This window comes from Lysobacter sp. A286, from assembly GCF_054052105.1.
The window spans coordinates 408514-433853 of sequence record NZ_JBSVRJ010000001.1 but is presented as its reverse complement, the minus strand read 5'-3'; the positions used below and the strand labels follow the sequence as shown (position 1 = coordinate 433853).

Here is a 25340-nt window from a genome sequence, read left to right as displayed (position 1 = left end):
AGGCGAACAAGCCGCGTACCGGAGCGCCTGCAGACCGCTTTGTGTAAGCAGGCACCCCGATGAACCGCAGGCTTACTCCTGGTCCTTCTCGACCTTGGCCGCAGGCACTTCGGCCGCTTCGGCCTCGTCCTCGACCACTTCTTCGACTTCCACCCGGCCCTTGCGCGCCACGACGACGGGAACGTCGAAATCGGGACCCAGCGCCAGGCTCGGGATCTCGATCCCCTCGGGCAACTTGACCTGCGACAGATGGATGATGTCGCCCAGCTCCAGCGCACCCAGGTCCACTTCGATGTACTGCGGCAGATCCTTGGGCAGGCAGACCACTTCGACCTGGGTCAGCTCCTTCATCACGATCACGTCGTGGGCCTTGCCGGCCGGCGAGGTGTCCTCGTTGGTGAAGTGCAACTGCACCGGTGCGCGCAGGGTTTCGTTGGCGTTGATACGCAGGAAGTCCAGATGCATGATGATCTGCTTGAACGGGTGACGCTGCATATCGCGCAACAGCACGCTCTCGGACTTGCCGTCAACATCGATCGACAGGATGGACGAATAGAACCACTCGTTCTGGCTGGCGACCCAGATCTTTTCCTGATCCAGCTGGACCGGCATCGGATCGGACTTGCCGCCATAGATAATGGCCGGGATGGAACCGGCACGACGCAGGCGGCGGCTCGCACCCTTCCCCTCGACGCTCCGGCCAGTGGCCTTGATGGTGTGCTCAGACATTGTGTTTACTCACTTTGGACTTGCATTGAGCCGCCTCGCGGCGGCAGGGACGCTCACCCGCGACCAGGTGAGCGTTGGTTGCAGACACGGTGGATACCGTGACTGCACGATTGGGATCAGTCGACGTACAGCGAACTGACCGACTCGCCGCCGGCGATGCGGCGGATCGTCTCGGCCAGCAGCTCGGCGACACTGAGCTGACGTACCCGGCCACACTCGCGCGCCGCGTCGGTCAACGGAATGGTATCGGTTACCACCAGCTCGTCCAGCTCGGAGTTGCGGATATTGCTGATTGCCGGGCCCGAGAGCACCGCGTGGGTGCAGTAGGCCACGACCTTGACCGCGCCTTGCGCCTTGAGTGCGGCAGCGGCAGCGCACAGGGTACCGGCGGTATCGACGATATCGTCGACCAGTACGCAGATCTTGCCGGAGACGTCACCAATGATATTCATCACCGTGGAGACATTGGCGCGCGGGCGACGTTTGTCGATGATCGCCAGGTCGGCATCGTCCAGGCGCTTGGCGATGGCCCTGGCGCGGACCACGCCGCCCACATCAGGGCTGACCACGATCAGGTTGTCGGTGCCGTGCGCACGCCAGATATCGGCCAGCAGCAGCGGGGACGCATAGACATTGTCGACCGGGATGTCGAAGAACCCCTGGATCTGGTCGGCATGCAGGTCGATCGTCAGCACCCGGTCGCAATCCACCGAGTTGAACATCTTGGCCGCCACCTTGGCGGTGATCGGAACCCGCGAGGAGCGCGGCCGGCGATCCTGCCGCGCGTAGCCGAAATACGGCACCACCGCGGTCACGCTGCTGACCGAGGCTCGTTTGAGCGCATCGATCAGGACCAGCAGCTCGACCAGGTTCTCCGCGCTGGGCGCGCAGGTCGGCTGGATCACGAAGACCTCTTGCCGACGGACGTTCTCCTCGATCTCAACCTGGACTTCGCCATCGGAAAAGCTGCTGACCAGCGCTTTTCCCAGACGAATGCCCAGCTCCTTGCAGACCGCCTCGGCCAGGGGGCGGTTGGCATTGCCGGAGAAGACCAGCAAGTTGCGATCAGTTTGGACAGACATGTTCCGCGTAGCTCCGGCCTTGCGGCGGGTGTGTTTCAGGGTTGGCAGGGGCGGTAGGATTCGAACCTACGAATGCCAGGATCAAAACCTGGTGCCTTGGGCCTCTTGGCGACGCCCCTGTAAAACTGGTTGTGGGTGACTCGTTTATCTAACGCGCTGCATCCGATTCGTCTTGCCAACTGCGTACTGGTACCTGACCACTTGTATCCAGACCGCATCCAGCGGCCGCCTCGACAGCGACATGCAACGGCGACCGTACCGCACCCGGTGCCAGCCAGGCCTTGATGCCCGATGGCAGCGCCGTCAGCGCAGCCTGGGCAGGTTCGCGGTCGGCGAACTCGACAAAGCAACCACTGCCGGACCCGGTCAAGCGCGGCGAGCCATGACGCGCCAGCGTTGCGAACATGGCCTCGATGGCTGGTTCGCGGCTGCGTAGCACTGGCTCGAACGCGTTCCCGAGCGGTACACCCGAAACGAAGTCGGACATTGTCGCGGCCCGGGCATCGCGCGTCAATTCCGGGGATTGGAACAGCTCGGCAGTCGATACCCTGACTCCCGGGTCGGCCAGCAGGTACCACGCGGGCGGCAACGGGACCGGCGTCAGCAATTCACCCACGCCTTCGCCCCAGGCGTTGTGGCCGCGCACGAACACCGGCACATCGGCGCCCAACTGCAAACCAAGTGCGGCAAGCCTCTCCAGCCCCAGCCCGGTACCCCACAGATGATCCAGTGCGAGCAACACGGTGGCCGCATCGGACGAGCCACCGCCAAACCCGCCGCCCACGGGAATCCTCTTCTCGACCCGGATGTCCGCGCCCAGCCGCGTGTCCGCCAGCGCCTGCAGGTGTTTTGCGGCGATGACGGCCAGGTCATCCGCCTCGTCCACGCCGGCCGCCGATGCGCCGTGACGGACGATCCGGCCGTCAGCGCGCACACGCAGGTGGACCGTATCGCCCCACTCCAGCAACCGGAACACCGTTTGCAGCAGATGGTAGCCATCCGCGCGGCGACCCGGGATGCGCAGGAACAGGTTGAGCTTGGCCGGCGCCGGCCAAGCGCTCCAGCTCGCCGCCAAACCGGCCAGAGGGGCGCCCATCAAGTCGCCGGCGGCAGGTCGTCACCCACGCCATCGGTGCCGCCCTGATCACGGCGCCATTGATCGATGATCAATTTCACCCGTGCGTTGCCACGAACCGCGTCGACGCGGGAAGGCCGTGCAGCAGTTCCGGTCGAGGCGGCCGCTTGCGGCCATTCGTACTCGATTGCCCATCCGTCCTGTTCGATCCGCCACGGCAGGCCATTGCTGCCGTACTGGATCCGTGCGGGGCCCAACGCCTGCGCCCGGGCACCGCGCGCCCATTCGGCCAATGCCACCACCGGGATGTCCCAGCCGGTGATGCTCAACAGCAGCATGCGTGCGTCGGGGCCGGTTCGTGGCCCGCCTTCCAGGCCTTCCAGGCGTGCAGCACCGGCACCACCGGAAAGGTGCCAGCTCTGCCGGGTGACCGGGGCGCTGAGGGCGATGTGGTAACGCGGTCCGGTCTGGGTCCAGTCGATCCGGCCACTGCCGCCCTTGCCGTCATTGGACACCGCGATACGGCCGGTCAACGACCAGTCCTGCTGCGCACGCACCGTCTGCTCGCGTGCCTGCTGGGCGGCCTCGGCGGCGGCGAGCTGTGCCGGGCCAAGGTCCGGCCGCACCGGCGCGGCGACACAGGCCGCCAGCAGCAGCACCAGCAACGACGCAATGCCGTGACGCAGGCTCATTTGCCGGTGTTCTCGAGCGCCCGCTGCAAGGAGCGATTATCCGGATCCAGCTGACGCGCTTCCTCGAAATACTTGCGTGCCTCGTCATGCCTGCCCAGCGCCCACAGCACCTCAGCCAGGTGAGCGGCGACTTCCGCATCCTTCTGCAACGCGAATGCCTGGCGCAGCTCACCCAGTGCCTCCTCGGTCCGGCCGAGCCGATACAGGACCCAGCCATAACTGTCGATGATCGCCGCGTTGTCCGGTTGTGCTGCGCGCGCTCGATTGATCAGCTCCAGCGCCTCCTGATAGCGATCGGTGCGGTCGGCAAGGGTGTAACCCAAGGCGTTCAACGCGGCGACCGATTCCGGCTCGATCACCAGGATCCTGCGCAGGTCGGCCTCGGCACGGGCGATATCGTCACCGCGTTCCCAGCTCAAGGCACGGGCGTAGAGGATCTCCAGGTCATCCGGGAAAGCCGCCAGGCCGCGCGAGAACGCGTCCTTCTCGCTCACCGGGTCCTGGCCTTTGTCATGCAACGACGCCTCCAGCAGATAGGCGTCGCGACGGATGTCATCGGGTGCTCGTGCATTGGCCTGGACCTCACGCAGCAGCTTGAACCCCTCTTCGCCCCGGCCCATCTCATACAACACCTTGGCGCTGCGCAGGCGGGCCGGCCAGCGCTGCGGGCCGCCAGGCACATCCTGGTACCAGCCCAGCGCCTCATCGAAGCGATCAAGGAACTCGGCCATCTGGCCCAGCAGCAAGCGCCGCTGCGGATCCGGCGCATTGGCCGTGGCGCGCAGTTCGTCGTACAACGCGGTCAATGCCGCGTTGTCCTGGTCCCGGGCCAGCAGCGAAGCACGCAACGCGTAGGTATGGTCGTCCTGTGGCCCGCGAGCCAGGGTCGCGGCGGCGGCATCGAGATCTCCCAGCGCGTCGTATTCGTAGGCGATCGCCAGCCGCAGGTCAGCATCACCTTCCGCCCGGGCGGCCACCGAGTCCAGCACGTCGCGCGCCTGATCGTCCTGGTTCGCCTCGCGCAGCTGGCTGGCGTGCAATAGCGCCACCCGTGGCTCACCCGGGAACCGCTTGACCACTTCGGCGACGATGCGCTTGGCCAGCGCCGGCTGCTCAAGCCGCTGGGCAAGTCCCCCAAACGCCAGCCAGGCTTGCAGACGGGGCGGAATACGACCTTGCCTGACCAGCGCTTCCAATACCTCGGCAGCCTGCTCGGGGTCACGCGCTCCGGCGGCGATCACGCTCAGCGCCTGGCGCCAGCCCTCATCCCCGGGCGTGGCCAGCAGTCGAACCAGGTACCCGCGCGCACTGCGTTCGTTGCCTCGACGCAGCGCCAGGGCCGCTTCGGCGGCCAGCAAGTCGACTCCCTCGGCACCCTGCTCGCGCCACAGTGCCAGCAGGCGCCCGGCCGCTTGCTCGTCACGCGCCAACAATGCGATGCGGGTCGCCCGCTCGGTCAAGGCGACATCATCGGCGGCCAGTGCGGCTGCCAGATACCAATGCGAGGCTTGGTCCAGCTTCCCCGCCTGCAGTGCAAACTCCGCGGCCAGCAAGGGCTCCAGCGTACCTACGACCGGGTCATCGACCGGCGCCAAGACCGGTTCGGACGCTCGGCCGACGGGCGCCACCAGCCCCAGCAAGGCGACGATGACGGCACTGGCGGCGAGTGCGCGCAAGGCAGCTGGCATCGGATTCGAGGTCCTCGTTCCACGGGGCCGGTAGAATACCGACCTTCGGCAGCCAGCAGCTTATCGCAAGCACCTGAACCGGTAACGCATCTTCAATGAGTTCGGCGACAACCAATTTGCATGTTCTCGGCATCAACCACCAGACCGCGCCGGTCAGCCTGCGCGAGCGGGTGGCGTTTTCGGCTGAGACCTTGCCGGCAGCGCTTGCGTCCCTTCGCGCGCTGCCCCAGGTCCAGGAAGTCGCGTTGTTGTCGACCTGCAACCGGACCGAGATTTATGCGGTCAGCACCGACGATGGCCAGGCCGTAGCCAACTGGCTGGCCAATTGTCCTGGTGAGTTTGGCGGCTCCGGCGATGCGCTGCACGATTATTTGTACCGGCATGCCGATGCGGACGCAGTCCGACACCTGTTCCGGGTCGCCACCGGACTGGATTCACTGGTCCTGGGCGAGCCACAGATCCTCGGCCAGGTGAAGGATGCCTGGGCCAGTGCACGCGCGGCCGGCAGTCTGGGCACCCGGCTGGACGGGCTGTTCCAGCACACCTTCACTACCGCCAAACGTGCGCGCACCGACACCCGCATCGGTGCCAATCCGGTGTCGGTTGCCTCGACTGCAGTGCGCCTGGCACAGGAATCATTCGCTGCGCTGGAAGATTCGACCGTGCTGCTGATCGGTGCCGGCGAGACCATCGAGCTGGCCGCACGCCATCTGGTGCACGCCAAGGTCAAGCGGCTGCTGATCGCCAACCGCACCCTGGCGCACGCGCAAGCGCTGGCCAGTCGCCACGGCGGGGTCGCCCTGCCGCTGGCGGAGCTGGACCGGCACCTGTCCGAGGCCGACATCGTGCTGTCGGCCACTGCCGCGCGCGAGCCGGTCCTGCATCGCGAACAAGTCGCCACCGCGCTGGCCACGCGCAAGCATCGACCGATGCTGCTGCTCGACCTGGCGGTGCCGCGCGACATCGCTGCCGATGTCGCCAGCCTGCGCGATGTCTATCTCTACACCGTCGATGATCTGGAACGATCGATCGAGGACAATCGTCAGGGGCGCCGTGAAGCTGCCAACCAGGCGGAAGCGATCGTCGAGGTGCAGGTCGCCCGCTTCATGGAATCGATGATTGGTCGTACCCGCACCGCCCCGCTCAAGCGCCTGCGCGCCCATGGCGAAGCGGTCCGGGCCGAGGCATTGGCGAAAGCGAAAGCGCAGCTGGCTGCCGGCGAGGAACCTTCCGCCGTACTCGACTTCCTCGCCCACACCCTGACCAACCGCCTCCTGCATGCCCCAACCATCGCTTTGCGCGAGGCCGCCTGGACCGGAGACACGGAGCTGGCACGGGCCACCGACAAGCTGTTCCCGATCGACGGCAGCACCCCGGACGACGAGAACCCATGACCCCAAGCCTGCGCCGCAAGCTCGAAGCCCTCGTCGAACGGCGCGAGGAGCTGGAGCGCTTGCTCGCCGATCCCGGCGTGATCGGCGACAACCAGCGTTTCCGCCAGCTCTCGCGCGAGTTCTCGCAACTGGAGCCGGTTGCCATCGCACTGGCCAACGAGACCGCGGCCAACGCCGACCTCGCCGCCGCCCAGGCCATGCGTGACGACCCGGAGCTGCGCGAGTTGGCCGACGAGGAGATCACCGCCGCCACCGAACGCCTGCAACAGCTGGACGCCGAGCTGCTCGCCCACCTGGTCCCGAAAGACCCACGCGATGACGGCGATCTCTATCTGGAAGTCCGCGCCGGCACCGGCGGCGACGAAGCGGCGATCTTCGCCGGCGACCTGTTCCGGATGTACTCGCGCTACGCCGAGCGCCAGGGTTGGCGGGTCGAGGTCGAATCGGCGAGCCAAGGCGAGCACGGCGGCTTCAAGGAGGTCATCGCCCGGGTCGAAGGCCGCGGCGCCTACTCCAGGCTGAAGTTCGAATCGGGCACCCATCGGGTCCAGCGCGTACCCGAGACCGAGTCCCAGGGCCGCATCCACACCTCGGCGGCCACCGTCGCGATCATCGCGGTGGAACCCGAAGGTGAGCCGGTCGAGATCAACCCGGCCGACCTGCGGGTCGACACCTTCCGTTCTTCCGGCGCTGGCGGCCAGCACGTCAACAAGACCGACTCGGCAATCCGTATCACCCATCTGCCCAGCGGCATCGTGGTGGAAAGCCAGACCGAGCGCAGCCAGCACGCCAACCGCGACACCGCGATGAAGCGCCTGCGCGCCACCCTGGCCGAGCAGCAGGCCAGCAAGGCCGCCACCGCGATTGCCCAGGACCGCAAGCTGCAAGTTGGCAGTGGCGACCGCAGTCAACGCATCCGCACCTACAACTATCCGCAGGGCCGGATCACCGATCACCGGATCGAGGGGCTGACCTTGTACGACCTGCCCAACATCCTGACCGGCGATCTGGATGGACTGGTGGAGCGGCTCCAGCAGGAGCACCAGGCCGATGAACTGGCGCGACTGACCCACAGCGAATGAAGCAGGGGACTTGAGCCATGCCGCCCATCGACCAGGGCCATGACCTGCGCCGAGCGGTGGCCCGCGAACCGCACAACCCGATGGCATGGATCGTCCTGGCGGAAGCTGAACTGGACGCCGGCGACGCCAAGGCCGGCGAGGCGGCCTGCCAGCGTGCACTGGCATTGCGTCCGGGACATCCTGAAGCACTGGCGCGCCTGGGCCGCGCACAATGGATGCAAGGCAACAACGCCCAGGCTGCGGCCAGCCTGCGCGCGGCGGCACGCAACGCGCCCGACCATCCCGGCATCGCCGTCTGGCTGGGCCATGTACTGGAAGACATCGGTGAGGCCGAAGCGGCCGCGGATGCCTACGCACGCGCCCATGCCCTCGCCCCCGACGAACCCCAGCTGGCCGCCTATTTGCTGGCCTGGCGCCGCAAGCTGTGCGATTGGCGCGATCTGGACCGGCTGTCGGCCCAGGTTCGCGACGCCGTCCGCCGCGGACAGGCCGCGATCGAGCCATTCGCGTTCCTGAGCGAGGACAGCACCGCCGCCGAGCAACTTCACTGCGCCCGCCTGCGATCGGCCAGCATCGCTCGTGCCGTACGACCGCTGTCCACGCGCCAACCCATCCCCGCCAGTAGCAGGCCGGTGCGGGCCGGCTTGTTGTCGAACGGGTTTGGCGCCCACCCGACCGGCCTGCTGACGGTAGCCCTGCTCGAAGCGCTGGCCACCCAGGCGCGGATCGACGTTCACCTGTTCGCCCTCAATCCCGACGATGGCAGCCCGATCCGGGAGCGACTCGATCGGGCGACCCGGTTGCATGACGTCGCCGGACGCCGTCATGCCGACGTCGCGGAGGCCATCCGGGAGACCCGGATCGACGTGCTGTTCGACCTGCGCGGCTGGGGCGGCGGCGGCGCGCCGGAAGTCCTGGCGATGCGGCCGGCACCGGTACAGGTCAACTGGCTCGCCTACCCGGGAACCTCGGGTGCGCCCTGGATCGACTTCGTGCTGGCGGATGGGTTCGTCCTGCCCGAATCGCTGGCGCCGCATTTCAGCGAAAAGGTGGTCCACCTGCCCCGCTGCTTCCAGCCCTCCGACACCACACGCGAAGTCGCGCCGCCACCGCCGCGCGCCGAGTGCGGCCTGCCGCCGCGAATCGATGGCAACGGCGTGGTGTTCTGCTGCTTCAACAACAGCTACAAACTCAACGCCCACAGCGTGAAGCGCGCGTTGGCGGTGTTGCATGGCGTCCCCGGCAGCGTGCTGTGGTTGCTGTCCGGACCGGGTCATGCCGACCAGCGGTTACGGGCGGTGGCCCAGGTCGAAGGCGTTGACCCCCAACGTCTGGTGTTCATGGCCAAGCAACCGCATGCGGACTATCTTGCGCGGCTTCGCCACGCCGACCTGTTCCTGGATACCGAGCCGTATAACGCCCATACCACCGCCTCTGACGCGCTGTGGGCCGGCTGCCCGGTACTGACCCGGCCCGGTCAGACCTTCGCTTCACGCGTCGCCGGCAGCCTCAACCACCATCTCGGGATGGATGAGATGAACATGCCCGACGACCGGGCGTTCATCGCCCGCGCCATTGAGTTGGGTCGCAACCCCCGGAAGCTGGATACGGTCCGGTCCAGGCTGGACCAGCGTCGCCGCGATAGCGATGTGTTCGACATGGAGGGTTTCGCCAGCGATTTCGCGTCGGCGGTGCTCGCGATGAGCGCCGGCTGAGGCACCGCACCACCACCACCATCGGTGCCGTTTACGTAGCGGCAATCAACGCCTCGATCTCCTTGGCGGTGACCGGGCCAAGGATCTTCTTGGCCACGCTGCCGTCGGGCGCGATCAGGTAGGTCATCGGCAATCCACGCGGGGTGTCAAAGCCGACCGGCGGATCGTAGGTATCGACGATGGTGATCGGGTACACCACCGGGTGCTCCGCCAGGAATGCCTTCAAGTCCGCCGGCTGGATGTCTTCGTACGCCAATCCGATCACCTCGATGTGCTGGCGCATCGCATCCAGGGCAGACAGCTCCGGCATTTCCTCCAGGCACGGCCGGCACCAGGTGGCCCAGAAATTCACCACCACCCACTTGCCACGATGGTCGGCCAGATCGTAAGGGTCGCCATCGATGGTTGTGACCTGCAGGACCGGAACATTGGCCGCTTCTGCTGGCGGCGCGGCCTGTCCTGGCGTGGTCACTTCCGTGCCTGGTGGGTCCGCCACAGCCGCCGGCGACTCCGGCGCAACAGCCGATTCGATCGCGGGGTCCCCGGCCGGCTGGCAGGCGACGAGCAGGCTTGCCAGCAGTACCGCAACCAGAAATACGGCAGCGCTCATTCGGGTCATGGTTCAGTCCTCGGCATGGATGGTGGAAACCCGGCGTTTGAGCAGGTCGCGCAAGGGTATCCGCAAATCATCCAGGGCGGCGACCGCGGACTTGCCCAAGGCATCGTCCCGGCACGGCAAGTGCACCTCCGCGATCGGGATACGCAGCTGGCAGGCTTCGTAGATCTCGCCCAGTGCCAGGTTATCGAGGTCCCGGGCAAGCAGCCATTGTCCATCTTCGGCGCGCCGCACCACATCGATCTCGCCCAGCTGGGCAAGCATTTCCTGGATCAGCGCGTCGGTCAGGATCGGTTCCAGACGCTGGATATCCTCGCTATGCAGCCCCTGCCCGCGTTCGCGCGCCTCGTTGAAACGCGCCAACAGCCGCATCAAGCCGTATATCTCGTATCCAACCGGCAGACGCATCGATACGGGTTGATAGCGGAATGCGGAACTGGACGAGGCCAGCGAGGCACCCAGCAACACACCCACCCAGCTCATGAAGATCCACATCATGAAGATCGGCACGAATGCGACGGTGCCGTAGATCCGCGAGTAGTTGCCGAAGGTGCCCAGGTACACACCCAGTCCCCAGCGAACCAGTTCGAACAGGCAGGTAGCCAGCACAGCACCGGCAATCGCGTGCCGCCACTGCACGGTGCGATGGGGGACGACTCGATAGATGGCCGAGAACGCCATCACTTCCAACACCATCGGCGCCACCCGCAACATCACCTCTTCCAAGGCATGTCCGGCCGTGGTATCGAAAACCGACAGCGAGAAGAAACGCGCCGACACCGCCAGGCTGGCCGCCGCGATGATTGCCCCCAGCGTCAGCACGGTCCAGTACACCAGGAAGCGACCGACCTTGGGCCGGGTCGCCTTGACCCGCCAGATCCGGTTGAACGTGACTTCCACCCCGTTCAGGGTAATCAGCACCGACACCACCAAGGCGACAATGCCCGCGGTAGTGAGCTGGCCCGCATTGCTGGAGAACTGGAGCAGGTAACCCTCCACCGAGCGCGCCGCGGACGGCACGAAGTTGGAGAAAATGTAATCGCTCAGGCGCTCGCTCCACTCGGCGAACACCGGGAATCCGGACAGCACCCCGAAGACCACCATCGACAGCGGCACCAGGGCGAATACGGTGGTGTACGACAACGCGCCGGCGGCCTGGAACAGGTTGTCGTCCAGCACTCGCCTGCCAAGAAAGCGCAGGAAGCTGAGCACGCGCGGGCGATCGCGCACGCGCTCGCTCCAACGGTTGAGGGAGTCCAATGGTTCCATCCACAGCAGGTTAACTGATGACGGCAGCGGCTTCCTCTATCCTTGAGCGCTTTGATGCTGGGTGCGCAAGGCTAATGGCGGAAATTCTGGTGCTTTACTACAGCCGCAACGGGGCGGTCGCGCGGCTGGCGCGGCAGATTGCACGCGGGATCGGCGAAGTCCCGGGCATGAGTGCCCGGCTGCGCACGGTGCCGCCGGTCAGCGCAGTCACCCAGGCGGTCGCACCATCGGTGCCGGAGGATGGAGCGCCCTACGTGGAGCCTCGCGACCTGGAGGAATGCGCCGGACTGGTAATCGGCAGCCCGACCCGCTTCGGCAACATGGCCGCGCCGCTCAAGCATTGGCTGGACGGGTTGGGCGGGCAATGGGCCAGCGGCACCCTGGTGGGCAAGCCGGCAGCGGTGTTCACCTCCACCACCACAATGCACGGCGGTCAGGAGTCGACCCTGCTGACAATGATGGTGCCGCTGCTGCACCACGGCTGCCTGCTGGTGGGGATCCCGTTTACCGAGCCGCTGCTCAGTACCACCCAAACCGGCGGCACACCATACGGCGCCAGCCACGTCACTGGCACGGGCGATGACCGGCCAATCAGCGACGAGGAAGCGCACCTGGCGCGGGCGCTGGGCAAGCGGGTCGCGATGATTGCCGGGAGGCTGGGATGAGTACGCCGCGCGAACCCGGGACCACAACACGGTCGCATCCGGCCCGCTCGATGCCGCTGGTGTTTGGCTTGATCGGGTTGGCGGTGCTGTATGCGGCCTGGTTTGCGCCGGCGCGCGATTGGGTCGCCTTGACCGTATTCGGGTTGCCGCCGTTGGCACTGGGGATCGCGGCATGGTTTGGCTGGCGCACGGCCGGGTTCTGGGCTTCGGTACTGGCGCTGGCCTGGTTCAGCCACGGGATCATGGCGGCATGGACACGCCCGGCCGAGCTGGGGTTCGCCTTGATGGAAACCTTGCTGGCACTGGTGGTGATATTCGCTGCAAACCTGCCTGGGCTGCGTGCACGATTCGGGACCAGGCGCTCGTAGACCTGCCCCCCCGGCAACACCGGTGCCTATAATCGTCGGTCAACCCGCAACGCGAAGCCCCATGGACCAACTCTGCATCGTCACCACCGGCGGCACGATCGACAAGATCTATTTTGACGACAAGTCGGATTACCAGATCGGCGAGCCACAGATCGGACTGATTCTGGAGGATCTGGGGGTCGCGTTCCGCTATCGGGTGATCCCGATCCTGCGCAAGGATTCGCTGCATATCACCCACGATGACCGCGAGCTGATCCGGGCAACGATTGCGGCACAGGACGCGCGCTGCGTGCTGGTCACCCACGGCACCGACTCGATGGTGGAGACGGCGAAGGTATTGGCCAGCATCCCCGGCAAGACCATCGTGCTGACCGGTGCGCTGAACCCCGCACGATTCCGTGGCTCCGACGCCCAGTTCAATATCGGCACCGCCGTCGGCGCGGTGCAATCGCTACCGGCCGGTGTCTACATTGCCATGAACGGACGTATCTGGAACCCGACCAAGGTGCGCAAGAACGTCGAGGCGAACCGGTTCGAGGCGCTCTAAAGGTCGCCGCCAAGCGGTTCCGGCGGCGGCACCTTCGACCCCTGCTGGATCGTCGCAACGCCGTCGATCTCGATGTATTCAACCTGTGGATCCGACCCGAACTGCGCCATCAGGGCCGCCGCCTCCTGCCGGTCCAATGGACGCGACGTGGTGAATACGTCGGCACCCACCGCCAGGCGGCGCTGCCAATCCAGTTGCAATGGTTGGCCCGTCGCGGCCCCGTTCAGGCCGCTGGCGGCAGCACTGGCTTCCAGCTGGGCGCGCGCGGCTGCCGGGCTTTGCGCCGCGACGCTGCCATCGCGGTACTTCACGATGAAGCGCTGGTAGGGGCCTTCACCGGTCAGTTCGCCGAGCTTTGTCGGAGCCGGCGTGACTGCCGGTAACGCAACGGCGTCATCCACCGTTGGCACCGGCGTCAGGTCCTGCGGCTCCGGATTCCCCGTCGCCACGGCGCAAGCGCTCATGCCAGCGACCAATGCGACCGCAAGCCCGGCGCGAACAAAAGGGTATGGGCCATGCATGGGCTCCTCCACAAACCTGGAAAAAATACACGCTACAGCATGCCCAGGATGCAGGGAGTCATGGAACCGTCACCCATCAGCGTTCAACGCAACGCATCGGTGTTCAAGCCTCAAAGCATCCCGGTCTCGAGCTGGGCGGCCTCGGACATCATGTGGCGGTTCCAGGGTGGCTCGAACACCAGCTCCACGTCGGTTTCGGTGACCGTCGGAATCATCTTGAGCTTGTCACTGACGTCCGCCACCAATATCTCACCCATGCCACAACCCGGAGCGGTCAGGGTCATCCTGACCTCGACCAACCGCTGTCCCGCTTGTTGCGGATGCGCCTTTACGGTGGCCTCGTAGATCAGCCCCAGATCGACCACGTTGATCGGAATCTCGGGGTCGAAACAGGTCCGCAACTGCTTCCACACCAGTTCCTCGACAGCGCCTTCATCCGCGCCATCGGCAAGCTCCAGCGGTTCGGGAGGCTCCTTGCCAATGGCATCCGCGTCTTCGCCGGCAATCCGGAACAGGTTGCCATCCACGAACACGGTGTAACTGCCTCCCAGGCTTTGGGTGATGTAACCCGTGGTGCCGGCGGGCAAGTTGACCACGTCACCCTGAGGGACCAATACGGCAGGACAATCGCGCTCGAAACGGACCGGTTCGCTGTTGCGTGAATACATGTAGGGAGACCGCCAAGACAGGCTTTTCTGGAAGTAGGACCATTCTAGTCCAATATGCTGTTGGTAGCGCGACAGCTATGCTGCACGGCTCCCGACTCGACATCCCATTCCATGGTTCCATCCTCACGATTGACTGAGCGCAGATTCCGGTTCTCGCACTGGGCTCTTTCGCGCCTGCTGTTGGCGCTTGGCATCTGCGGGTTCGCCGCGATCTGGGTGATGCTGGCCGTCTACACCGACTCCCAGAAAAGCTGGATGGCGGTCGTGGGCGCACTGGACGTCGCCGTGATCCTGCGCCTGGGTGGCTGGCGCGCGGGCTTGGGACGCATGCTGCTGGCGGTGCTGTCCACGGCCGCGATCGTGGTGTTGGCCAACTGGGGCATCATCGCCTCCCACCTGGGCGCGATGCTGGGCCTGCTGCCGTGGGATTCGGCCACCCGGCTGGGTTTCCACCATGCATGGACCCTGGCGGGGCTGGCCAACGACGCCGCAGACCTGGCCTGGCTGTCGCTGGCGTTGCTGGTGGCTGCGCTGACCACCCGCTGAGCGAACTCCCGACGGGCTGCCTCGCCAAAGGTCGTTCCCGCGCGGCCCGTTGCCTCAGCCGTCCAGGGCCTTGAGCTCCGACACCAGCGCGCCGACCATCTCCGCACCATCGCCGTACAGCATCCTGGTGTTGTCGGCATAGAACAGCGCATTCTCGATACCCGCGAAGCCGGTGCCCTTGCCGCGCTTGATCACCACTGCGTTCCTGGCATTCATCACGTCCAGGATCGGCATGCCGTAAATCGGGCTGGCGGGGTCGGTTTTCGCTACCGGATTGACCACGTCGTTCGCGCCAATCACCAGCGCCACGTCGGTCTGCGGAAACTCCGGGTTGATATCGTCCATGTCGACGATCAAGTCGTAGGGCACGCCTGCCTCGGCCAGCAACACGTTCATGTGGCCGGGCATCCGGCCAGCAACCGGATGGATCGCGAACTTCACCTTGACCCCGCGCTCGATCAGCTTCTGACTCAGTTCCCACACCTTGTGCTGCGCCTGGGCCACTGCCATGCCGTAACCCGGCACGATCACCACCCGCTCGGCATACGCCACCATCGCGGCGACATCCCCGGCCTCGATCGGCTTTTGCGTGCCATCAATCTCCTGCGCCTCGCCACCGCCACCAAAGTGGGAAAACAGCACCCCACTGATTGGCCGGTTCATCGCCTTGGCCATCAGCCGTGTCAACAACATGCCGGCCGCACCGACCATGGTGCCGGCAATGATCAACGCCTGGTTGCCGAGCACGAAACCCTCGAACGCGACGGCCAGGCCGGTCAAGGCGTTGTACAGCGAGATCACCACCGGCATGTCGGCCCCGCCGATCGACAATGTCATCAACAGGCCCAGCAGCAGCGCCAGCGCGAAGAAAGCGATGATCACCGGCACCTCCAGCGACACCACCGCCCAGCCACCGGCCACCAGCATCGCGATGAAGACCACGGCGCTGAGCAGCTGCTGGGCCGGAAACACCACCCGCCTGTCCAGCCTCCCATCGAGCTTGGCCCACGCGATCACCGAGCCCGACAGCGATACCGCGCCAATGGCCGCGCCCAATACCGCCAGCACCAACACCGACAGCACCGGCGTCACGGCGTCGGCGGATGCCGCGGCCGGCTGGCCCGACGTCATTGACGAGAATTTCAGCAACTCCACCGCGCCAATCCCCGCCGCCGCGCCGCCGCCCATGCCGTTGTAGAGCGCCACCATCTGCGGCATGTCGGTGATCGCCACCTTGCGCCCGGAAACCCACGCGGCAACCGTGCCAATCACCAACGCGATCACGATCAGCTCGAAGTTGTGCAGCCCCGGCAGCAGGAAAGTCGCGGCCGTCGCCACTACCATCCCGACGCCCGCCCACCGGATGCCACTACGCGCGGTGCGTGGCGAGGCCATCCGCTGCAAACCAAGCAGGAACAAGGTTGCGGCGATGAAGTAACTGCTCGCCGCCAACAGCGATTGCCACCCGTCAGCCATCACGCCGGGCCACCTGGCTGATCGTCGGAGTCATCGCCGGATTTTGCGGCCGGCTTGCTGGGCTTGAACATGTCCAGCATGCGTTCGGTCACCACGTAACCGCCAGCGGCATTGCCCGCACCGAGCAATACCGCGACGAAACCAATGACCTTCTCAACCGTGGTGTCCGCATGGCCCAACACCACCATCGCGCCGACCAGCACGATGCCATGGATGAAGTTGGAGCCAGACATCAGCGGGGTGTGCAGGATGACCGGCACCCGGGCGATGATCACGTGGCCGGCAATCGCCGCCAGCATGAAGATATAGAGCCCCATCAGTCCATCGCCCATCGTTGCTTCTCCGCAAGGTGTTGGTCGCATCATAACCGTGTCGCGGACGCGCTCACCCGGGCGGCTGGCACACATCGAAAAGACTCGCGATAGCGCGGGCCATCGCCGTGTCTAAGCCGCCGCTGGTCGCTCCGGCCATACGGTTTTCGCCAGCAATTCATCGTCCCAGTCGAATTGGATGGCTCCGTCGACAAGGAACAGGCCGACGAAGTTGAATACGTTGCGGGCAAACATCTCGCTGGCGTGGGTCGCACCGCTGCTGGCCAGGTCAAGCGGCCCGGCGATGGTGACGCCGTCCGCCTGGATGGTCTCGCCCGGCCGGGTCGACTCGCAGTTGCCACCGGTCTCGGCGGCCAGGTCGACGATCACGCTCCCGGTTTTCATTCCCGCCACCATGGCCTCGCTGATGATCTTCGGCGCAGGCCGGCCAGGTACGGCCGCCGTGGTGACCAGGACATCCACCACCTTGAGGTGTTCGCCGAGCCGACGCTGCTGCTCGGCGCGCTCCTCATCGGTCAGTGCACGCGCATACCCGCCCTCGCCGGCCGCGCTGACCCCCAGATCGAGGAACCTGGCTCCCAATGATTCGATCTGCTCGCGGGTTTCAGGACGGACGTCAAAACCCTCCACCTGTGCGCCCAGACGCCTGGCGGTCGCGATCGCCTGCAGGCCGGCCACTCCCGCCCCGACCACCAGCACCTTGGAGGGCCGGATGGTTCCCGCCGCGGTGGTCAGCATCGGGAAGAAACGTGGACTGAGCTGGGCGGCCATCAACATGGCCTTGTAACCGGCCATGCCGGCCTGCGAGCTGAGCACGTCCATCGCCTGCGCGCGGGTGGTTCGAGGCAGGCGCTCCAGCGGGAAGGCCAGCAACCCGCGCGAGGTGATTGCTTCGGCGCGCGCAGTATCTGCCTGCGGCGCGATCTGGCCGACCAGCGCGGCACCGCGGCGCAACTGCCCCAGCAATTCCACCGGCGGTGCCTGTACGCACAGGACCAGGTCCGCATCGCGCAGCGCGGACTCGGCATCATCCGCCAGCTCAACCCCGGCTTGCCGGTAAGCCTCATCGTCGAAGCCTGCTCGCGACCCTGCACCACGTTGCATGCGCACCTTGGCACCGGCAGCAGTGAGTTTTTTCGCGGTTTCAGGGATCAACGCAACACGGCGCTCGCCGGGGGCAATCTCGCTTGCCACGCCAATGGTTATCGCCGTCGCGGTCATGCACATACTTCCTTGCCGAGGTTGGATCATCGTAACCAATGACCCTCGTCAACGCGATGCGCCCTCGGCGGCGAAGCCGCAACCAGGTGTTCAGTGGGTATGGGCGGCCCGATCGAGCTGCACCCGCACGTGTTGCATCGCCTGCTCGAAAGCCGTCGGCTCACAACCCGTCCGCAATCGGCCGACCCCGGCGAGCATCGCCAGCTCCTCGACGGACGCCACCAACAGCCGCACGCCCCGACGGCTGACCAACAGCCGGCGCCCGGTGACCGGACTGACCCAGGCAATCTTCGCCGCGCTGGAGTTGCCCCGGATATCGGTCACTTGCAACCAGCTGCCCACGGCCAGCGAGCGCAGTTGATCGGCTTGGGAGGGATCGAATTCCAGTCGCTCCCCCTTGTCCAGCCACAGATGCTTCTCCTGCGCGTCCTCCTCGGCCTCACTGGCGGGCGCTGGATGCAGATCGCGCGGCGTGTTGGGATAGACCAACCCCTTCACCAATACCGCCAAACCATGCTCGGCAGCGCTGTGACCCAGCCCGGAACTGGCCAAGCAGGTGCTGATCGCCGGCTCTATTGCCAGCAGGTGGCGGGCGAGATCGCGACCACGGCCTTCCGCGGCGATCCGGTCTGCCTCCACCAACGAGTCGCCCAGCGCTACCGCCTCGACCAGCTGCTCGCTGTCGGGTCCTTCACGCAGCAGCACCTGAACCAGATGGTGCCGCCAGGTCGTACTCAGGAACTCGGCCACGGCAGGGCTCAACGGCGGAGCGGCGAGACGCCGCGACAACAGGGTGTCGGTGTACTCGCGCGCGTGGTTCAGCCGCTCGCGACCATAGGTCGCCTTCGCCGCGCGCTCGGCCTGCAATTCGATGCGTCGCCGTTGCTGTTGCAACATCGTGTCCAGCTCATGATGGGCGATCTCGAAGATCGCCAGATCCTCGTTGTACTCGGCGACCACGCGCTGCGAGATAGCCGTCGCCCGGTCCAGCAGCTCACGCTCATGGGCGGTCTCGCCGCGATTGCCGGCGATCGCCTCGGTGATCGAGTCGAACAGTCGCCGCGCGGGATGCGTCGGCTGCACGAACAGTTGCTGGTCCGTCAACGCCACCTTGACAAAAGGCAACACCAGGCGCGCGTACACCCGCCGCGCCGGAGCCTCGAATTGCTGGCTGTGGAACAGCGAGTCGAACACCAGCCCGACCAGGTCAATCGCATCCTCGTCTTCGGTGCTGAAGCGGATCCTCTGCGGATCCAGTCCCAGCCGGCGCGAACCACCGCTGAGTTGTTGCCGGATCACATCGGCCAGTGCCCCGGAGCCCGCCAGCGCACGGGCGAAGGCATCGGCGGGCTCGGCCTGCAACAGCGAGGCGACACTGACCACCTCATCGAGCCGCAACTCGTGCCATTGCGACGAAGCGTCCGCCTTGGCATGGTTGGCCGGCTCAGCGGGGCGATTCAAAGCGCCCTCTCGCCAAGCATGCAGCATGCTGCGCAGCTCACCCAATTCGTGCGGCGTAGCGGAATCGCCGCCGGTATTTGCACCGGCGCCAGCCTGACCGCGATGGCCATGGCCTGCCCGCCCTGCCTGCTCTGACTGGCCTGCTGGGCCATGACGTCCGTAACCCTGATCTGACTCCGCTACGCGACCGTTGCCCGCCTGATGGTCGTAGCCACCGTGTCCACCATGCCCGATGTGGTCTGCGTGGCCGTGACCATCGTAGTTTCGTCCGCCTCGTCCGTCGAACCCATCCGCATGGCCGGATTCGCCATGACCTAACTGGCCTTGGCCCGATGGCGCCGGCGACCGCAACCCGGCGGAAATCGGTGGTCGGCGAGGCACCTCCGCCACGCCATAGCCCGCCGTTGCCAACAGGGTGTTTGCCTTGGCGTATATCTCGTCCAGCGTCCGGATCAGCTCGTGTTGGTAATGGCCGAACAGATGCCCGCGCAGGATCTCGGGGATCTGCTCGTCGCTAAAGGTCTCCACGAAGGTGTTGGCCAACCGTAGCGGGCCGATCGGGTTAATGGTGGATTCCACGCCAAGCGCAGCGGCCAGCAGTCCCAGGCGCCGGTCCATCACCTCCAGCGGCTCGTCAAAATGCTGCTGAAGCACCGTGACGAGCGCTTGCCCCGCCAGGTGGAAATCGATCTGGGTGTCCTCGACCAGGCCCAATGGTTGGTCACCTTGATTGCGAGCGTGCGGCGAGCGGAAATCGTCGAATCCCTGGGCGATTTGCTGCCGGTAACGCATCACCTGGGCAGCATGGTGTTGGCGCAAGACCCATAATGCCGACTGGCTCTGATAGACGACTTGCCCGGCATGGGCGTCATCACCACCCACGGCTGCGGCATTCAACGTCTCCTCGATCGGCCCGTAGAACTCCCCAGGCAGCCCACCCAGATGCTCCAGCACCAGTCGCTTGATCTGCTCAAGCACCCGGGTAGGATCAGTTGGCACGGCATTGACGCCACGCGATGGTTGGATAGACACGCCTACTCCGAAGGTTGGTGTGACGTTGACTCGTCCCAACGGACGCACTATGCAGCTTAGTGGCAAGATACGTCAGCCGATTATTACTTTCATCAAACTGTGATGCATGTCCGCCAACCACCCCAACACCTATCACACTAGCCCTTCACAGTCACCAAATCCGTTGGCGCCGCTGGACGCCCGCCGCTCGGTGCCTTTCATGCTGCTGGGCGAGCCGGGACCCGACCCGGCTACCTTGCTGCGCCTGCTGGGCAGCGCGACACGCGTGCCCGACCACGGCGCCAGGGTGCCGTTTCGGTTTGTATCCATCCGCGGCGAGGCACGTCGCGTGTTCGGCGAGCAACTGGCGATGCGTCACCTGGCCGCCGACCCGCAAGCAAGCGAAGCGGCTATCGCCAAGGATCGCGATCGCTACCTGCATGCCCCGGTGATCGTGGCCCTGGTCGCCCGACTGGGGCCGGATGAAAAAATCCCCGCACAGGAACGCCTGCTCACCGCAGGCTGCACCGGTTTTGCGTTGTTGCAGGCGGCGCAGGCGATCGGCTTCGGTGGCTGCTGGCTGACCGGCTGGGCCGCCTACGACCGTGGCGTGGCCAGCCTGCTGGGCCTGGATGAAACGGAACACGTTATCGGTTTCATCCACCTGGGAACTCCTTCCCGCCAAGCGCCTGAACGCAAGCGCCCCGATCCCGCCGAGCTGCTCACCCAGTGGACACCTTGAGCGCTTCGACCGCCGCGCCCACCCGCACCCTTTATCTGGTCGACGCCAGCTTGTATGTGTTCCGGGCCTGGCACTCGATGCCCGATGAGTTCCGCGACGCCGACGACTGGCCGACCAACGCTGTACACGGCTTCGCCCGGTTCCTGCTGGAGCTGCTTGACCGGACCCGGCCGCAGCACATCGCGGTGGCCTTCGACGAGGCACTGGATTCGTGTTTTCGCAACCTGCTGTATCCAGCCTACAAGGCCAACCGCGACCCCGCACCAGAAGAGCTCAGACGCCAGTTCGGGCAGTGCCGGGCCTTGTGCGCGGCACTCGGACTGAGCGTGCTGGGGCACCGCCATTACGAAGCCGACGACCTGATTGGCAGCGCCTGCGTGCAGGCACGGGCGCACGGTTTCCGGTCGGTGATCGTGTCGGCTGACAAGGACCTGTCGCAACTGCTTGGCGAGCACGACGAGCAGTGGGATTTTGCCCGTGGCCAGCGCTGGGGTGCGGACGGGGTGCCGGCCCGTCACGGGGTGCAGGCGCGACAGATGGCCGACTACCTGGCGCTGTGCGGGGATGCGGTGGACAACATTCCCGGGGTACCGGGGATTGGCGCAAAAACCGCCGCAGCATTGCTGGCGCACTTTGACACCCTGGACGCCCTGCTCGAACGCGTCGAGGAAGTCCCGTTCCTGCGCCTGCGTGGGGCCAAATCCTGCGCGCAACGGCTGCGGGACCATCGCGAGCAAGCATTGTTGTGTCGGCAACTGTCAACCATCGCCTGCGACGTGGCGTTGGAGGGCAGCCAGGAGCATTTCCTCCGCAACACCGCCGATGGCGCGACCCTGGGGGCCTTGTGCAATGGCCTGCGCTTCGGCCCGATGACCCGCCGCCGGCTCTACAACGCCGCAGGCCTTGAATTCGCTCCGGCCTGAAGGCAAACCGTGTTTTCGCGGCAAGGCGCAGTTAGCATCGAACCATGACCGATCACGACGAAACTCCCGAAATCCTCTACGACGGCCAATGGCTGCGCATGGTCCGTCGCGGCCGCTGGGAGTATGCCGAGCGCACCCACGGCAACGGCATGGCGGTGATCATCATCGCCGTCACGCCCGATGACCACGTGCTGTTCGTGGAGCAGTATCGGGTGCCGCTCGGCGCCCGCACCATCGAGATGCCCGCCGGGCTGGTCGGCGATGACCATGCCGAGGACACCTTGGCCAGCGCGGCGCATCGGGAGCTGGTCGAGGAGACCGGCTGGGAACCCGGTCGTGTTGAGGTGCTGCTCACCGGACCAACCTCTTCGGGGATGAGCAGCGAGCGCATCGCGTTCGTGCGTGCGTCGGACCTGGTCAAGGTCGGCGAAGGCGGCGGCGTCGACAACGAAGACATCACCGTGCACAAGGTCCCGCGCCCGCAGGTCCCGGAATGGCTGATGCAGAAGCAGCGCGAAGGCTTCGAACTGGACCTGAAGCTGTGGGCCGGACTGTGGATGATTGATCGCAACCCGGACGGTTCACCCGCCAAACCGGCCTGACGCAGGCTAGGCAAAGCCGTCGGTAGCCCGCACCAGCGCATCGACGTTTTCAGCCTCGAATGCCGAATGGCCCGAGGCGGGACTGATCGACAACTCGGCCTTCGGCCAGGCCTGGTGAAGATCCCAGGCGTTTTGTACCGGGCAGACCACGTCATAGCGGCCATGCACGATGATGCCGGGGATATCGGCGATGTTGCCGATGTCACGCAGCAACTGGTCGTCCACCTCGAAGAAACCGCTGTTGACGAAATAGTGGTTCTCGATCCGGGCGAACGCGAGGGCGAACTCCGGATCTTCGTGGCTACTGGCGAAATCCTCGTCGACATGCAGGAAGCTGGTCGCGCCTTCCCATACGCTCCAGGCCCTGGCGGCGGTCAGGCGGGTCTTCTCGTCGCTGCTGGTCAGTCGACGGTGGAAGGCACTGATCAGGTCGTGGCGCTCGACCTCGGGGATCGCCTGCACATAGTGCTGCCAGGCCTCCGGGAACAATCGGCTGGCACCTTCCTGGTAGAACCACTCCAACTCCCAGCGCCGCAGCAAGAAGATCCCGCGCAGGACCAGCTCGGTCACCCGCTTGGGATGCTTCTCGGCGTAGGCCAGTGCCAGCGTCGAGCCCCAACTGCCACCAAAAACCTGCCACCGGTCCACGCCCAACTTGACCCGCAGCTTCTCGATGTCCTCCACCAGGTGCCAGGTGGTGTTGTTGACCAGGTCGGCGGGCGGCGTCGAGCGCCCGCTGCCACGCTGGTCGAACAGGATGATCCGGTACTTGGCCGGATCGTGGAAGCGTCGCATCTTGCTGCTGCAACCACCGCCCGGGCCACCGTGCAGCAACACCACCGGCTTGCCGTCGGGGTTACCGCACTGCTCGTAGTACAAGGTGTGCCGTTCATCGACCTCGATGGTGCCGGTGTCGTAGGGCTGAATCTCGGGGTATAGGCTGCGCATGCTGACGCTCGCTGGAAAGATGGCTTGAGTCTAACGAGGCCTCACCGTTGCCGCACTCCAGCCGACCGGTTCAATCCGGCTTGCGGCCCAAGCTGGTGCGATCGCGCTGCTCCAGGTCGGCGAACGTCGCCACCTCGGCCAGCCCGGCCTCAGCCAGCAGCCCACGTACGCGCTCGCCCTGGTCCCAACCATGCTCCAGCAGCAACCAGCCACCCGGCACCAGGTGCCGCGGCGCATCGCGGATGATTACCCGCAGCGCGTCCAGTCCGTCTTCGCCGGAGACCAGCGCCCCGCGCGGCTCGAAACGCAAATCGCCCTGGCCCAGATGGACATCGGCCTGGGCGATGTAAGGCGGATTGCTTGCGATCAAGTCGAAGCTTGCGCCGGCAAGCGGGGTCAGCCAATCCCCCTGTGAAAACTCGATGTTCGGCACGCCCAACCGGCCCGCGTTGTCGATCGCGACCTGCAGCGCATCCGCACTGGCATCGGTGGCAACCACGCGCGCCAGTGGCCGTTCACGTGCCAAGGCAATCGCGATGGCACCGCTACCGGTGCCCAGGTCCGCAATCGAAACCCGCTCTGTGTCGGGCAATCGGTCCAATGCCAGCTCGACCAGCAACTCTGTCTCGGGTCGCGGGATCAGCACTGCCGGGGCCACCCGCAGGTCGAAGTCCCGGAACCCCCGCTGGCCAAGCAGGTAGGCCACCGGCTCGCCCGCGCGGCGACGCGCAAGCAAGTCGTCGAACCGCGCCGATGCCTCCTTGTCCAGGGAATCGTCGCCATGGGCATACAGCCAGCTTCGGGGCCGCCCCAGCACGTGGGCGAGCAACAACTCCGCCTCGCCGGGCTCGGTTCCCGACCGTGCCGCGCGCAGTGAGTGATCTATGCGTGCCATCGGGCTCCAGCATCGGCGTGTTTCAAATCGGTGTGTTTTAAATCGGTGTATTTAACCTGCCGCATCGTACCGGAGACAACCCTGCGGCGTTCCGCAAAAAGCGCGGGTTGAGCGGCGAAATGGCACGACTTCACTTGATAAACGAGCGGATCACCGCGATCTGGACTGGAGCGTGCTGGTACTCACCGGCTGCGCCCACGGCGCACACTCCGGGGATCCAGACGTGATCCGCCCACTGCCATCGTTGTCAGGTATCAGCGCTCTATTGATAGTTTATATCTATTACAATGATAAATTCAATCGATTTGAACAATCGAAATGGCCGATCTATGATGGCTTCACTCTCTCCTGTTCATCCACCAACCCGAGGATCCATTGATGTCTCTGATCAATACCGAAATCAAGCCGTTTACGGCCCAGGCGTTCAAGAACGGCAAGTTCATTGAAGTCTCCGACGCTGACCTGAAGGGCAAGTGGTCGGTCGTATTCTTCTACCCGGCCGACTTCACCTTCGTCTGCCCGACCGAGCTGGAAGACCTGGCCGAGAACTACGCCGAGTTCCAGAAGCTGGGCGTGGAGATCTACAGCGTCTCCACCGACACCCACTTCGCCCACAAGGCGTGGCACGACAGCTCCGAGGCGATCAAGAAGATCGAGTACACGATGGTTGGCGACCCGACCGGCACCATCACCCGCAACTTCGAGGTGATGATCGAGGACGTCGGCCTGGCCGATCGCGGCACCTTCGTGATCGACCCGGACGGCAAGATCCAGATCATCGAGATCAACGCCGGCGGCATCGGCCGCGACGCGTCCGAGCTGCTGCGCAAGGTCAAGGCCGCCCAGTACGTCGCCGCCCACCCGAACGAGGTCTGCCCGGCCAAGTGGAAGGAAGGCGAGAAGACCTTGGAGCCGTCACTGGACCTGGTCGGCAAGATCTAAGGATCGCCTGATCCGTTGCCGTTACCCGGCAACGGATCGTCACCCCGCAACAAACTGTCACCTGGCAGCACACCGTCATCTGACAGCAAGCCGTCATCCCCGCGAAGGCGGGGATCCATGGACGTCAAGC

The 25340-nt window shown here is 65.5% G+C and carries 25 protein-coding genes, 1 tRNA gene and 1 pseudogene; 11 read left to right on the top strand and 16 right to left on the bottom strand.

Going from position 1 to position 25340, the window contains the following annotated elements; genetic code table 11:
- Positions 1-72: 72 nt before the first annotated feature.
- The 6 genes and pseudogenes from ACW7G0_RS02015 to ACW7G0_RS01990 form a co-directional block, all read right to left on the bottom strand.
- Positions 73-729 (bottom strand): 50S ribosomal protein L25/general stress protein Ctc, encoded by a 657-nt coding sequence (locus tag ACW7G0_RS02015; RefSeq protein ID WP_456987325.1) that lies wholly within the window; start codon positions 727-729, stop codon positions 73-75.
- A gap of 116 nt (positions 730-845) precedes the next feature.
- On the bottom strand, positions 846-1811 hold the full coding sequence (locus ACW7G0_RS02010) for a ribose-phosphate diphosphokinase (protein ID WP_456962247.1): 966 nt from the start codon (positions 1809-1811) through the stop codon (positions 846-848).
- 42 nt (positions 1812-1853) lie between these two features.
- Positions 1854-1930, bottom strand: a tRNA-Gln gene (locus ACW7G0_RS02005).
- Between the two features lie 107 nt (positions 1931-2037).
- Positions 2038-2907, bottom strand: a pseudogene (ispE, locus tag ACW7G0_RS02000) (4-(cytidine 5'-diphospho)-2-C-methyl-D-erythritol kinase); the annotation flags it as partial.
- Positions 2907-3578 (bottom strand): lipoprotein insertase outer membrane protein LolB, encoded by a 672-nt coding sequence (gene lolB, locus ACW7G0_RS01995; RefSeq protein WP_456987324.1) that lies wholly within the window; start codon positions 3576-3578, stop codon positions 2907-2909. The pseudogene ispE and the gene lolB, both read right to left, overlap by 1 nt.
- Positions 3575-5266, bottom strand: coding sequence for a tetratricopeptide repeat protein (locus tag ACW7G0_RS01990; protein WP_456987323.1), 1692 nt, complete (start codon positions 5264-5266; stop codon positions 3575-3577). The genes lolB and ACW7G0_RS01990 overlap by 4 nt, the downstream gene beginning before the upstream one ends.
- 95 nt (positions 5267-5361) lie before the next feature.
- Here ACW7G0_RS01990 and hemA point away from each other — a divergent pair, with 95 nt between their 5' ends.
- Genes hemA through ACW7G0_RS01975 form a run of 3 tightly spaced genes read left to right on the top strand, consistent with a single transcriptional unit; the run spans position 5362 to position 9457 of the window.
- Positions 5362-6660, top strand: a complete 1299-nt coding sequence (gene hemA, locus ACW7G0_RS01985) for a glutamyl-tRNA reductase (RefSeq protein ID WP_456987321.1) — start codon at positions 5362-5364, stop codon at positions 6658-6660.
- Positions 6657-7742 carry a peptide chain release factor 1 gene (gene prfA, locus ACW7G0_RS01980; RefSeq protein WP_456987320.1) on the top strand — a complete coding sequence of 362 codons (1086 nt, stop codon included), beginning with the start codon at positions 6657-6659 and terminating at the stop codon, positions 7740-7742. The genes hemA and prfA overlap by 4 nt, the downstream gene beginning before the upstream one ends.
- 17 nt (positions 7743-7759) lie before the next feature.
- Positions 7760-9457, top strand: coding sequence for an O-linked N-acetylglucosamine transferase, SPINDLY family protein (locus tag ACW7G0_RS01975; RefSeq protein ID WP_456987318.1), 1698 nt, complete (start codon positions 7760-7762; stop codon positions 9455-9457).
- A 31-nt stretch (positions 9458-9488) separates the two neighbouring features.
- On the opposite strand, the gene ACW7G0_RS01970 is transcribed toward ACW7G0_RS01975, so the two are convergent.
- Complete coding sequence (locus ACW7G0_RS01970; RefSeq protein WP_456987316.1) at positions 9489-10076, bottom strand: TlpA family protein disulfide reductase; 588 nt, start codon at positions 10074-10076, stop codon at positions 9489-9491.
- Between the two features lie 3 nt (positions 10077-10079).
- Positions 10080-11342 (bottom strand): YihY family inner membrane protein, encoded by a 1263-nt coding sequence (locus ACW7G0_RS01965; protein WP_456987315.1) that lies wholly within the window; start codon positions 11340-11342, stop codon positions 10080-10082.
- 74 nt (positions 11343-11416) lie between these two features.
- On the opposite strand from ACW7G0_RS01965, the gene wrbA reads away from it, so the two are divergent.
- From wrbA to ACW7G0_RS01950, 3 genes are all read left to right on the top strand, one after another.
- Positions 11417-12007 (top strand): NAD(P)H:quinone oxidoreductase, encoded by a 591-nt coding sequence (gene wrbA, locus ACW7G0_RS01960; RefSeq protein WP_456987314.1) that lies wholly within the window; start codon positions 11417-11419, stop codon positions 12005-12007.
- Positions 12004-12375, top strand: coding sequence for a DUF2069 domain-containing protein (locus ACW7G0_RS01955; RefSeq protein ID WP_456987312.1), 372 nt, complete (start codon positions 12004-12006; stop codon positions 12373-12375). Before wrbA ends, ACW7G0_RS01955 begins: the two co-directional genes overlap by 4 nt.
- Positions 12376-12436: 61 nt before the next feature.
- Positions 12437-12922 (top strand): asparaginase domain-containing protein, encoded by a 486-nt coding sequence (locus ACW7G0_RS01950; protein ID WP_456987311.1) that lies wholly within the window; start codon positions 12437-12439, stop codon positions 12920-12922.
- Here the strand turns inward: ACW7G0_RS01950 and ACW7G0_RS01945 are convergent.
- Entirely contained in the window at positions 12919-13386 is a 468-nt protein-coding gene (locus ACW7G0_RS01945) for a hypothetical protein (RefSeq protein ID WP_456987309.1), read from the bottom strand. The genes ACW7G0_RS01950 and ACW7G0_RS01945 overlap by 4 nt on opposite strands.
- Before the next feature lie 167 nt (positions 13387-13553).
- Positions 13554-14111 (bottom strand): putative Fe-S cluster assembly protein SufT, encoded by a 558-nt coding sequence (sufT, locus tag ACW7G0_RS01940; RefSeq protein WP_456962259.1) that lies wholly within the window; start codon positions 14109-14111, stop codon positions 13554-13556.
- Positions 14112-14240: 129 nt separating this feature from the next.
- Here sufT and ACW7G0_RS01935 point away from each other — a divergent pair, with 129 nt between their 5' ends.
- The gene (locus ACW7G0_RS01935; protein WP_456987307.1) at positions 14241-14657 is read left to right on the top strand and encodes a hypothetical protein; all 417 of its coding nucleotides are present in this window, start codon (positions 14241-14243) and stop codon (positions 14655-14657) included.
- Positions 14658-14711: 54 nt separating this feature from the next.
- Here ACW7G0_RS01935 and ACW7G0_RS01930 read toward each other — a convergent pair whose 3' ends face one another.
- The 4 genes from ACW7G0_RS01930 to ACW7G0_RS01915 form a co-directional block, all read right to left on the bottom strand.
- Entirely contained in the window at positions 14712-16133 is a 1422-nt protein-coding gene (locus ACW7G0_RS01930; protein ID WP_456987305.1) for an NAD(P)(+) transhydrogenase (Re/Si-specific) subunit beta, read from the bottom strand.
- A complete protein-coding gene (locus ACW7G0_RS01925) occupies positions 16133-16465 on the bottom strand; it encodes an NAD(P) transhydrogenase subunit alpha (protein ID WP_456987303.1) in 333 nt (110 codons plus the stop codon). Before ACW7G0_RS01925 ends, ACW7G0_RS01930 begins: the two co-directional genes overlap by 1 nt.
- 111 nt (positions 16466-16576) lie before the next feature.
- Entirely contained in the window at positions 16577-17686 is a 1110-nt protein-coding gene (locus ACW7G0_RS01920) for an NAD(P) transhydrogenase subunit alpha (RefSeq protein ID WP_456987302.1), read from the bottom strand.
- Between the two features lie 90 nt (positions 17687-17776).
- On the bottom strand, positions 17777-20179 hold the full coding sequence (locus ACW7G0_RS01915; protein WP_456987300.1) for a DUF1631 family protein: 2403 nt from the start codon (positions 20177-20179) through the stop codon (positions 17777-17779).
- A gap of 106 nt (positions 20180-20285) precedes the next feature.
- Here ACW7G0_RS01915 and ACW7G0_RS01910 point away from each other — a divergent pair, with 106 nt between their 5' ends.
- From ACW7G0_RS01910 to ACW7G0_RS01900, 3 genes are read left to right on the top strand one after another with little or no spacing between them, the layout of a single operon-like run.
- Entirely contained in the window at positions 20286-20900 is a 615-nt protein-coding gene (locus ACW7G0_RS01910; protein ID WP_456987298.1) for a nitroreductase family protein, read from the top strand.
- Positions 20897-21823, top strand: a complete 927-nt coding sequence (locus tag ACW7G0_RS01905) for a 5'-3' exonuclease (protein ID WP_456987296.1) — start codon at positions 20897-20899, stop codon at positions 21821-21823. Before ACW7G0_RS01910 ends, ACW7G0_RS01905 begins: the two co-directional genes overlap by 4 nt.
- 44 nt (positions 21824-21867) lie before the next feature.
- Positions 21868-22425 carry an NUDIX hydrolase gene (locus tag ACW7G0_RS01900; RefSeq protein ID WP_456987295.1) on the top strand — a complete coding sequence of 186 codons (558 nt, stop codon included), beginning with the start codon at positions 21868-21870 and terminating at the stop codon, positions 22423-22425.
- A gap of 6 nt (positions 22426-22431) precedes the next feature.
- On the opposite strand, the gene pip is transcribed toward ACW7G0_RS01900, so the two are convergent.
- Positions 22432-23373 carry a prolyl aminopeptidase gene (gene pip / locus ACW7G0_RS01895; RefSeq protein WP_456987293.1) on the bottom strand — a complete coding sequence of 314 codons (942 nt, stop codon included), beginning with the start codon at positions 23371-23373 and terminating at the stop codon, positions 22432-22434.
- 70 nt (positions 23374-23443) lie between these two features.
- Positions 23444-24268 carry a peptide chain release factor N(5)-glutamine methyltransferase gene (prmC, locus tag ACW7G0_RS01890; protein ID WP_456987291.1) on the bottom strand — a complete coding sequence of 275 codons (825 nt, stop codon included), beginning with the start codon at positions 24266-24268 and terminating at the stop codon, positions 23444-23446.
- Positions 24269-24646: 378 nt separating this feature from the next.
- Between prmC and ahpC the strand changes: the two genes are divergently transcribed.
- Positions 24647-25210, top strand: coding sequence for an alkyl hydroperoxide reductase subunit C (gene ahpC, locus ACW7G0_RS01885; RefSeq protein WP_456962270.1), 564 nt, complete (start codon positions 24647-24649; stop codon positions 25208-25210).
- The last annotated feature ends 130 nt before the right edge of the window (positions 25211-25340 follow it).

Excerpts from the sequence above, each read along its gene's own strand:
- ACW7G0_RS02015 (WP_456987325.1), bottom strand. The coding sequence starts at position 729 with ATGTCTGAGCACACCATCAAGGCCACTGGCCGGAGCGTCGAGGGGAAG.
- ACW7G0_RS02010 (WP_456962247.1), bottom strand. The coding sequence starts at position 1,811 with ATGTCTGTCCAAACTGATCGCAACTTGCTGGTCTTCTCCGGCAATGCC.
- lolB (WP_456987324.1), bottom strand. The coding sequence starts at position 3,578 with ATGAGCCTGCGTCACGGCATTGCGTCGTTGCTGGTGCTGCTGCTGGCG.
- ACW7G0_RS01990 (WP_456987323.1), bottom strand. The coding sequence starts at position 5,266 with ATGCCAGCTGCCTTGCGCGCACTCGCCGCCAGTGCCGTCATCGTCGCC.
- hemA (WP_456987321.1), top strand. The coding sequence starts at position 5,362 with ATGAGTTCGGCGACAACCAATTTGCATGTTCTCGGCATCAACCACCAG.
- prfA (WP_456987320.1), top strand. The coding sequence starts at position 6,657 with ATGACCCCAAGCCTGCGCCGCAAGCTCGAAGCCCTCGTCGAACGGCGC.
- ACW7G0_RS01975 (WP_456987318.1), top strand. The coding sequence starts at position 7,760 with ATGCCGCCCATCGACCAGGGCCATGACCTGCGCCGAGCGGTGGCCCGC.
- ACW7G0_RS01970 (WP_456987316.1), bottom strand. The coding sequence starts at position 10,076 with ATGACCCGAATGAGCGCTGCCGTATTTCTGGTTGCGGTACTGCTGGCA.
- ACW7G0_RS01965 (WP_456987315.1), bottom strand. The coding sequence starts at position 11,342 with ATGGAACCATTGGACTCCCTCAACCGTTGGAGCGAGCGCGTGCGCGAT.
- wrbA (WP_456987314.1), top strand. The coding sequence starts at position 11,417 with ATGGCGGAAATTCTGGTGCTTTACTACAGCCGCAACGGGGCGGTCGCG.
- ACW7G0_RS01955 (WP_456987312.1), top strand. The coding sequence starts at position 12,004 with ATGAGTACGCCGCGCGAACCCGGGACCACAACACGGTCGCATCCGGCC.
- ACW7G0_RS01950 (WP_456987311.1), top strand. The coding sequence starts at position 12,437 with ATGGACCAACTCTGCATCGTCACCACCGGCGGCACGATCGACAAGATC.
- ACW7G0_RS01945 (WP_456987309.1), bottom strand. The coding sequence starts at position 13,386 with ATGAGCGCTTGCGCCGTGGCGACGGGGAATCCGGAGCCGCAGGACCTG.
- sufT (WP_456962259.1), bottom strand. The coding sequence starts at position 14,111 with ATGTATTCACGCAACAGCGAACCGGTCCGTTTCGAGCGCGATTGTCCT.
- ACW7G0_RS01930 (WP_456987305.1), bottom strand. The coding sequence starts at position 16,133 with ATGGCTGACGGGTGGCAATCGCTGTTGGCGGCGAGCAGTTACTTCATC.
- ACW7G0_RS01925 (WP_456987303.1), bottom strand. The coding sequence starts at position 16,465 with ATGGGCGATGGACTGATGGGGCTCTATATCTTCATGCTGGCGGCGATT.
- ACW7G0_RS01920 (WP_456987302.1), bottom strand. The coding sequence starts at position 17,686 with ATGACCGCGACGGCGATAACCATTGGCGTGGCAAGCGAGATTGCCCCC.
- ACW7G0_RS01910 (WP_456987298.1), top strand. The coding sequence starts at position 20,286 with ATGTCCGCCAACCACCCCAACACCTATCACACTAGCCCTTCACAGTCA.
- ACW7G0_RS01900 (WP_456987295.1), top strand. The coding sequence starts at position 21,868 with ATGACCGATCACGACGAAACTCCCGAAATCCTCTACGACGGCCAATGG.
- pip (WP_456987293.1), bottom strand. The coding sequence starts at position 23,373 with ATGCGCAGCCTATACCCCGAGATTCAGCCCTACGACACCGGCACCATC.
- prmC (WP_456987291.1), bottom strand. The coding sequence starts at position 24,268 with ATGGCACGCATAGATCACTCACTGCGCGCGGCACGGTCGGGAACCGAG.
- ahpC (WP_456962270.1), top strand. The coding sequence starts at position 24,647 with ATGTCTCTGATCAATACCGAAATCAAGCCGTTTACGGCCCAGGCGTTC.